Source organism: Streptomyces sp. MST-110588 (assembly GCF_022695595.1).
Taxonomy (GTDB): Bacteria; Actinomycetota; Actinomycetes; order Streptomycetales; family Streptomycetaceae; genus Streptomyces.
Map to the genome: position 1 here is coordinate 4,647,796 of NZ_CP074380.1, position 8,824 is coordinate 4,656,619.

General features: G+C 71.5%; 3 protein-coding genes. All 3 read left to right on the plus strand.

The features are described from left to right. Positions 1 to 47 precede the first annotated feature (47 nt). The 3 genes from KGS77_RS20440 (at position 48) to KGS77_RS20450 (ending at position 8,756) form a co-directional block, all read left to right on the plus strand. A complete protein-coding gene (locus KGS77_RS20440) occupies positions 48 to 7,973 on the plus strand; it encodes a non-ribosomal peptide synthetase (protein WP_242583934.1) in 7,926 nt (2,641 codons plus the stop codon). Between the two features lie 108 nt (positions 7,974 to 8,081). Further along, complete coding sequence (locus KGS77_RS20445) at positions 8,082 to 8,291, plus strand: MbtH family protein (protein ID WP_242583938.1); 210 nt, start codon at positions 8,082 to 8,084, stop codon at positions 8,289 to 8,291. A gap of 84 nt (positions 8,292 to 8,375) precedes the next feature. After that, on the plus strand, positions 8,376 to 8,756 hold the full coding sequence (locus tag KGS77_RS20450) for a nuclear transport factor 2 family protein (protein ID WP_242583940.1): 381 nt from the start codon (positions 8,376 to 8,378) through the stop codon (positions 8,754 to 8,756). The last annotated feature ends 68 nt before the right edge of the window (positions 8,757 to 8,824 follow it).

The following is an 8,824-nucleotide window of genomic DNA, read 5'->3' on the forward strand; positions in this document are numbered from 1 at the left end:
CGTAGCACCCGTACCACCTCGTTCCACCGGTAGAAGGAGAGACACGCATGGACGCGGCGGCATCACGCGAGAGCTGGATCCAGTCCCTGCCCGCGCACGTCAGGGACCGGATGCGCTCCCGCCTGGCCGGCGGCGCCGAGGCAGGAGGCCGGCCCGGCGGGATCGCGCCGGCCGGCCGGGACCGGGACCTGCCGCTGTCGTTCGCGCAGCAACGGCTGTGGTTCCTCGACGAGTTCGGCACCGACAAGGCGGAGTACAACTCCTCCTCCGCGCTGAAGGTCACCGGCGAGCTGGACGTGGCGGCGCTGTCGGCGGCGCTGACGGCGCTGGTGGCCCGGCACGAGTCGCTGCGTACGACGTTCGACGCGGTGGACGGGCAGGGCGTCCAGATCATCGGCGAGCCGTTCACCGTGCCCGTACCGGTCTCCGAGGTCCCCACGGCCCCGGACGCCGAGCGCGCGCAGATCGTCCAGGGCCTGCTGCGGGCCGAGCGGGCCCGCCCCTTCGACCTGCGCACCGGCCCGCTGCTGCGGGTCCTGCTGCTGAAGCTGGCGGACACCGAACACGTCCTGGCCATCACGATGCACCACATCATCGTCGACGGCTGGTCGATCGGCGTCGTCGAGCGTGAGCTGAGCGCCCTGTACGGCGCGGCCCTCCAGGACGGCCCGCGCGAGGCCGCCGCGCTGCTGGAGCGGGCGGGCCTGAAGCCGCTGCCCCTCCAGTACGCGGACTTCGCCGTCTGGCAGCGCGAGCACTTCTCCGGCGGCGCGCTGGACAAGCAACTCGCGTACTGGAAGCAGCAGTTGGCGGACGTTCCGCCGCTGTCCCTGGCCACCGACCGGCCCCGCCCGGCGGTCCGGACCTCGGCCGGCGACCAGCACCTGTTCTCCCTGTCACCGGCCCTGACCGAGCGGCTGACGGCGGTGGCCCGGGAGCGCGGCGCGACCCTGTTCATGGCCGTCACCGCGCTCACCCAGCTCGTACTGGCCCGCTACTCCGGACAGCGCGACATCGCGGTCGGCACCTCCGTCTCCGGCCGGGAGCGCTCCGAGGTCGAGCCGATCGTCGGCTTCTTCATCAACACCCTGGCGCTGCGCTCGGACGTGGACGAGCAGCGCTCCTTCGGCGCGTTCCTGGACTCCGTACGGGAGACCGTGCTGGAGGCGTTCGCCAACGCCGAGGTGCCCTTCGAGCGGGTGGTGGACGCGATCGTCACCGACCGCGACCAGAGCCGCCCGCCGCTGGTCCAGGCGCTGGTCTCCCTCCAGAACACCCCCGCCGCGCCACTGCGGATGAGCGGGCTGACGCTGGAGGAGTACCACGTACCCCGGCAGCAGGCGGCGTTCGACCTCACCTTCGACTTCCGGGAGCACGAAGGGGGCCTGCTCGGCTCCATCGAATACAGCACTGACCTCTTCGACGCCACGACCGTCGAGCGGCTGGCCGGGCATGTCGTCGCCCTGGTGGAGGCGCTGACCGCGGACGGCGCCACCGAGCGGCCGATGGCCACCCTGCCGATGCTGACCGAGGGCGAGCGCGCAGACCTCACGGCGCTGCGCACAGGCTCCGGGCACCCGCTGTCGGGGGAGACGGTGGTGGAGCTGTTCCAGGCGCAGGTGGTGCGGTCGCCGGGGGTGGCGGCGGTGGTGTCGGACGGTGGGGTGTTGTCGTATGCGGAGTTGAATGCGCGGGCTAATCGGCTGGCGCGGTATCTGGTGGGTCTGGGGGTGGGGCCGGAGGATGTCGTGGCGGTGTCGATGCCGCGGTCGGCGGAGTTGATGGTGGCGCTGTATGGCGTCTTGAAGGCGGGGGCGGCGTATCTGCCGGTGGATCCGGAGTATCCGGCGGAGCGGATTGCGGGGTTGTTGGAGGACGCCCGTCCGGTGTGCGTGCTCACCCGGAGTGCGGGAGATCTTTCCGTACGGCCTGCGGAGGGCACCCGCCACCTGGCGCTGGAGGACCCGGCGACCGGCACGGCGCTCGCGGAATTGTCCGCCGCCGACCTGAGCGACGCAGACCGGCGTGGTGGTGCGGTGCTGCGGCCGGGCCATGCGGCGTACGTGATCTACACCTCGGGGTCGACGGGGCGTCCTAAGGGTGTGGTGGTGCCGCATCGGGGGTTGTCGAACTATCTGATGTGGTGTGCGGGTGCCTATCCGGGGATCCGGGGTGGTGCGGTGCTGCACTCCTCGGTCTCCTTCGACTTGACCGTCACCACGCTTTTCGCGCCGCTGACGGCGGGCGGCACGGTGTATGTCAGTGATCTGGATGTGCTCGATCCGGGGTTGTGGTCGGGTGAGGGCCGGCCGCGGCCGACGTTCGTGAAGGCCACGCCCAGTCATCTGCCGCTGTTGGAGTCGCTGCCGGCCGAGGTGCTGGCCGAGGGCGATCTGGTGGTGGGTGGTGAGCAGCTTCTGGGGGAGGTGCTGGCGCCGTGGCGGGCCGCGCATCCGGGCGCGACGGTGATCAACGAGTACGGGCCGACCGAGGCGACCGTGGGCTGTGTCGTCCAGCGCCTGGCCCCCGAGGACGCCGACCCGTCCGGTGCCGTGCTGATCGGTGGCCCGTCGTGGAACATGCGGGCCTATGTCCTGGACGCCTGGCTGCGCCCCGTGCCGGTGGGTGTGCCCGGTGAGCTGTATGTCGCGGGGGCGCAGTTGGCCCGCGGCTATCTGGGCCGTCCCGGTCTGACGGCGGAACGGTTTGTCGCCGATCCGTTCGGGGGGCCGGGGGAGCGGATGTATCGCACCGGTGACCTGGTGCGCTGGACGGTCGATGGTGCGCTGGAGTACCAGGGCCGTACCGACGACCAGGTCAAGATCCGGGCCCATCGGGTCGAACTCGGCGAGGTGGAGGCCGCGTTGGCGGCTGCACCCGGCGTCGGCCAGGCGTGCGTGATCGCTGCCGAGGGGCCGGGCGGGCTGCGGCTGGTCGGCTATGCCGCGTCGCGCCCCGAAGGCCCCGCACTGGAGGCCGCCGTACTCAAGGAGCACATGGCCCGCGGCCTGCCCGAGTACATGGTGCCCTCGGCCCTGGTGGTCCTGGACGAGCTGCCGCTGACGATCAACGGCAAGGTCGACCGCCGTGCGCTGCCCGCACCCGACTCCACCCTCTTCGCCCCCACGGCGGAGCGCGTGGCGCCGCGCAACGAGCTGGAGGAGGTGCTCGCCGGCATCTGGTCCCAGGCGCTCCAGCTCGACGGCATCGGCGTGCACGACAACTTCTTCGAGCTGGGCGGCAACTCCATCGTCAGCATCCAGGTGATCTCGCGGGTGCGGAAGGCGTTCGGGATCGAGGTCTCGGCGCGGGCGCTGTTCGACCGGCCGACGATCGCGGAGTTCGCCGAGCGGGTCGCCGAGGGGCGTGCCGCCGAGCACACCGGACGGATCCGGCCCGCGGACCGCAGCCGTGATCTGCCGCTGTCCTTCGCCCAGCAGCGGCTGTGGTTCCTGGACGAGTTCGAGTCCGGCAACGTCGCCTACAACGCCGGCGGCGTGCTGCGGCTGACCGGCCCGCTGGACACCGGCGCGCTCTCCGCCGCCCTGTCGGCCCTGGTGCTGCGCCACGAGGCGCTGCGCACCACCTTCCACGCCGTGGAGGGCGAGGCCGTGCAGGTCATCGGCGAGGGATACGAGGTGCCGGTGCCGGTCGCCGAGCTGAGCGCGACCGGGCGCGAGGCGCGCGAGGCGGAGCTGCGCGAGCGGCTCCGGGCGGAGTTCGCGGTGCCGTTCGACCTGCGTACCGGCCCGCTGCTGCGCGCCCTGCTGGTCCGTGCGGACCAGGACGAACACGCGCTGGCCGTGGTGATCCACCACATCGTCTCGGACGGCTGGTCGATGGGTGTGGTCTCCCGCGAGCTGGGTGCGCTCTACAACGCGGCCCTGGAGTCCGGCTCGCGCGACGCCGTACGTCTGCTGGAGCACGCCGGGCTGCCGCCGCTGCCCGTCCAGTACGCCGACTACGCCGTCTGGCAGCGCGAGCGCCTCTCCGGCGGTGAACTGGACCGCCAGCTCGGCTACTGGCAGGAGAAGCTGACCGGCCTGGAGCCGCTGGAGCTGCCGACCGACCGGCCGCGTCCGGCGATCCGCAGTGACGCGGGCGCGGTGCACCGCTTCCGGCTCTCGGCCCAGGCCACTCAGGGGTTGGCGCGGGCGGCGCAGGAGCACGGTGCGTCGTTGTTCATGGCGACGACGGCGCTCAGTGCGCTGGTGCTGTCGCGGTGGAGCGGGCAGCGGGACATTGCGCTGGGCACGCTCAGTTCGGGCCGGGACCGGGCCGAGGTGGAGGGCTTGATCGGGTTCTTCGTCAACACGCTCGTGCTGCGGGAGGACGTGGACGAGCAGCAGCCCTTCGGTACGTTCCTGGGCTCCGTACGGGAGACGGTGCTGGAAGCCTTCGCGCACGCGGACGCGCCGTTCGAGCGGGTCGTGGACGCGGTGGTGACCGAGCGGGACATGAGCCGTCCGCCGCTGGTCCAGGCGCTGATCGCGTTCCAGAACACCCCGGCCGAGCCGATGGACCTGCACGGCGTCACCCTCTCCGAACAGCCGCTGACGCTGGACTTCTCCATGTTCGACCTGACCTTCGAGTTCCAGGAGGACGGGGACGAGCTGCGGGCGTCGATCGAGTACAGCACGGACCTGTTCGACCTGAGCACCGTGGAGCGGCTGGCCGGTCACCTGGCCACCCTCGCCGAGGGGCTCGCCGAGGACGGCGCCACCGCCCGTCCGATGGCCGCCCTGCCCATGCTCACCGCGGACGAGCGCGAGCGACTGGCCACCGACACCACCGGGCCCGTGCACCCGCCGGCCGGCGGCACGGTCCTGGACGTCTTCCAGGCCCAGGCGGCGCGGACACCCGGGCAGACCGCGCTGGTGTGCGGTGCGACGGCGCTGACCTTCGCGGAGCTGGAGGCGCGTGCCAACCGGCTCGCCCACCACCTCATCTCCCGCTCCGTCGGTCCCGAGGACCTGGTGGCGCTCGCCCTGCCGCGTACCGAGGACATGCTCATCGGCATCCTGGGGACGCTGAAGGCGGGCGCGGGGTACGTACCCGTCGACCCCGGACTGCCGGGCGACCGGGTCGCGTTCATGCTCCAGGACGCCGCCCCGGCCCTCGTCCTGGTGGCCGGGCAGGACACCGGCGAGGAACCGGCCCTCCCCGAGGGCCTGCCCGTCCTGGACCTCGGCGACTCGGCGACCCGTGAGCTGCTGGCGGCCTGCCCGGACGCCGCGCCCACGGACGCCGACCGGGTGCGCCCGCTGCGCCCGGACAACGCCGCCTACCTGATCTACACCTCCGGCTCCACCGGCCGCCCCAAGGGTGTGCTGATCCCGCACGAGGGGTGGCTCAACCTCTACCGCAACCACGAGAGCGTCCTCATCGGTGCCGAGGAGCAGCACGTCGGCGGGCGCCGGCTGCGCGCCGCGCTCACCGCCGTGTTCTCCTTCGACACCTCGCTGGAGGGCCTGCTGTTCATGTTCGCGGGCCACGAGCTGCACGTCATCGACGACGACACCCGCCGCGACCCCGAGGCGCTGGTCGAGTACGTGATCAAGGAGGGCATCGACGTCCTGGACCTGACCCCGACCTACGCCGAACAGGTCCTGGCCGCCGGGCTGCTCACCCGTGAGGAGCACCGGCCCGCCGGGCTGATGCTGGGCGGCGAGGCGGTGGGCGAGGCGCTGTGGCAGGAGCTGCGAGGCGCCACCGGGACCACCGGCTACAACTTCTACGGCCCCACCGAGGTCACCGTCGACTCCCTGTGGTGCAGGCTCGCCGAGAGCCCCCGGCCGCTGGTCGGACGGCCCGTGCGCAACACCGGCGCCTACATCCTGGACCGGATGCTGCGCCCCGTACCGGTCGGCGTGGCAGGGGAACTGCACGTGTCGGGAACGCAGTTGGCCCGCGGCTACCTCGGCCGTCCCGGTCTGACGGCGGAACGGTTCGTCGCCGACCCCTTCGGGGAGCCCGGAGCGCGGATGTACCGCACCGGCGACCTGGTGCGCCGTACCGCCGACGGCACCATCGAATACCTCGGCCGCACCGACGACCAGGTCAAGATCCGCGGCTTCCGCATCGAGCTGGGTGAGATCGAGGCGGCGCTCGCCGCGCACCCTGACGTGGCGCAGGCCGTGGTGGTGGCCCGGGAGGGCCGGTCCGGCGTCAAGCAGCTCGCGGGGTACGTCGTGCCCAACCCGGGTGCGCAGGCCCCCGGCAACGGTGAGCTGCGCGAACTGCTCGCCCGTACCCTGCCGGACTACATGGTGCCCGCCGTCGTCGTCGCCCTGGACGCGCTGCCCACCACCAGCAGCGGCAAGGTCGACCGCAAGGCGCTCCCCGAGCCGGAGATCCCCGCAGGCACCCAGGCCGATGTGACCCCTCCGGAGACGGAGACCGAGCGTCTGCTCGCCGGTGTCTTCGCCGAACTGCTGGGGCTGGAGGAGGAGTCCGTCGGCCTGGAGGACAACTTCTTCGCGCTGGGCGGCGACTCCATCCTCAGCATCCAGCTCGTCTCCCGGGTCCGCCGCGCCGGACTGCCGCTGACCTCCAAGGACGTCTTCCGTGCCAGTACGGTACGGGCGCTGGCGGAGCTGATCGACACCACCGTCCGGGAGGCGGGCGAGGGCACCGCGGACACCGCCGCGGCTGCCGCGCCGAGCGGACCGGTTCCGCTCACCCCCGTACAGCAGTGGTTCTTCGACACCTACCGCACCGCGCCGGACCACTACAACATGTCCGTCCAACTGGAGCTGACCGAGGACGCCGACCTGGACGCGCTGGGCCGGGCGGTGACGGCGGTCACCGCGCACCACGAGGCGCTGCGGATGCGCTTCGCCGCTCCGGGCCCCGACGGCGTACGGACCCAGGTCCCCGCCCCCGTCGAGGAGGCGGTGCCACTCACCCGCGAGGACGTCTCGGGCGTCCCCGCGGCGGAACTGGACGCGACGCTGGACGAGGCGGTCCGCCGTATCCAGTCCTCCCTGGACGTGGAGAGGGGCCCGGTGACACGCTGCGTGATCTTCGACGGCGGCGGCGTCCACCCCTCCCGGCTGCTGCTGGCCGTGCACCACCTGGTCACCGACGCGGTCTCGCTGCGCATCCTCCTGGACGACATCCAGGAGGCGTACGAGCAGGCACGCACCGGGGAAACGGTACGGCTGGCGCCCGTACCGACTTCCTACAGCCAGTGGGTCACGCGGCTGCGCGAACATGCCACCCAAGGCGCGCTGGATTCCGAACTCCCTTATTGGGAGAGCGTCGTGAACAGCCCCTCGGCTCCGTTGCCCATGGACGGCCGGGGACCGAACACGATATCTTCCGAGTCGGAATTCACCATCGAATTGGGCGAACAGGAGACCGAAGCGCTGCTGCGTACGGCACCGGGCGCCCACCGGGTCCGTACCGAGGACATTCTGCTGACCGCGCTGGGCGCCGGCCTTTCCGCCTGGGCGGGCACCGACGCCATCACCATCGACCTGGAGGGCCACGGCCGCGACGAGACGGTTGAAGGCGTCGACCTGACCCACACGGTCGGCTGGTTCACCACGATCCACCCGGTGCGCCTGAACGTGCCGCAGGGGCAGCCGCCCCGGGCGCGCGCCAAGGCGGTGGCCCGGCAGCTCCGTGCCGTCCCCGGCCGTGGCCTGGGATACGGCGCGCTGCGGTACCTGGCCGGCGCCCCCACGCTGGCCGGGGCCGCCGCACCACAGGTGGCCTTCAACTACCTGGGCCGGTTCGATGTCTCATCCGGTGACGGACCCGCCACGGGCCCGTTCCGGACCGCGATCCCCGCGCCGGCCCAGGAAAGCGCCCGGGGGGAGCGGCCCCACCTGCTCGACATCACGGGCGAGGCGGGGGACAACCGGTTCCTCTTCACCGTGCGCTATTCCCGCGATATACATCACGAGCAGACGATCGCCGAGTTCGGTGAAATCTTCCTGCGCGAACTGCGCGCACTGCTCGCGTAACGACCACACCCCTCACTCAACTGAATGCGAAGTGAACTTCGGTTGAGGAGAAAAACAAAAAACAAGAACCAGAACCAAGAACCAGGCATCAGGAAAGAGGACAGAAAAATGTCGAACCCGTTCGAGAACGATGAGGCCACCTACCTCGTACTCGTCAACAAGGAGGGCCAGCACTCCCTGTGGCCGTCCTTCGCCGAGGTCCCCGAGGGCTGGGACGTCGCCTTCGGCCCCAAGCTCCGCCAGGAGTGCCTGGAGTACGTCAACACCAACTGGACCGACATGCGCCCCAAGAGCCTGATCGAGGCCATGGGCGCCTGACCGACCCCACCCGATCCCCGGGGACGCGGCGGCCACCACTCGTACACACGCAGGTCTACACACGCACGTGATGGAGGACTGGACATGACGGACAGCGGCGCGGCGGCCCCCGGGGCCGGAGTGAGCCGGGTACAGGAGTACTACCGGCTGGTGGACGCCGACGACGTCCCCGGGCTCATCGCCCTGTTCACCGAGGACGCCGTCTACCGGCGTCCCGGCTACGAACCGATGCGCGGACACGACGGCCTGCGGGCCTTCTACTCCGGCGAGCGCGTCATCAAGAGCGGACGGCACACCGTCACCACGGTCGTCGCCGACGGCGACCGCATCGCGGTCAACGGCACCTTCGAAGGCGTCCTGAAGGACGGCCGGGAAGTCTCCCTGGAGTTCGCCGACTTCTTCGTGCTCGACGGCGAGCACCGCTTCACCCGGCGGGACACCTACTTCTTCGCCCCGCTGGTCTGACCGGGCCGGCCCGCCCCGGCGCGAGCAGCGTGGCCCGCGCATCACCCCGCAGTACCCGTTAAGGAGAC

What these genes read in the sequence shown, in the direction of transcription:
- KGS77_RS20440 (WP_242583934.1), top strand. Translation starts at nt 48, where the DNA reads ATGGACGCGGCGGCATCACGCGAGAGCTGGATCCAGTCCCTGCCCGCG.
- KGS77_RS20445 (WP_242583938.1), top strand. Translation starts at nt 8,082, where the DNA reads ATGTCGAACCCGTTCGAGAACGATGAGGCCACCTACCTCGTACTCGTC.
- KGS77_RS20450 (WP_242583940.1), top strand. Translation starts at nt 8,376, where the DNA reads ATGACGGACAGCGGCGCGGCGGCCCCCGGGGCCGGAGTGAGCCGGGTA.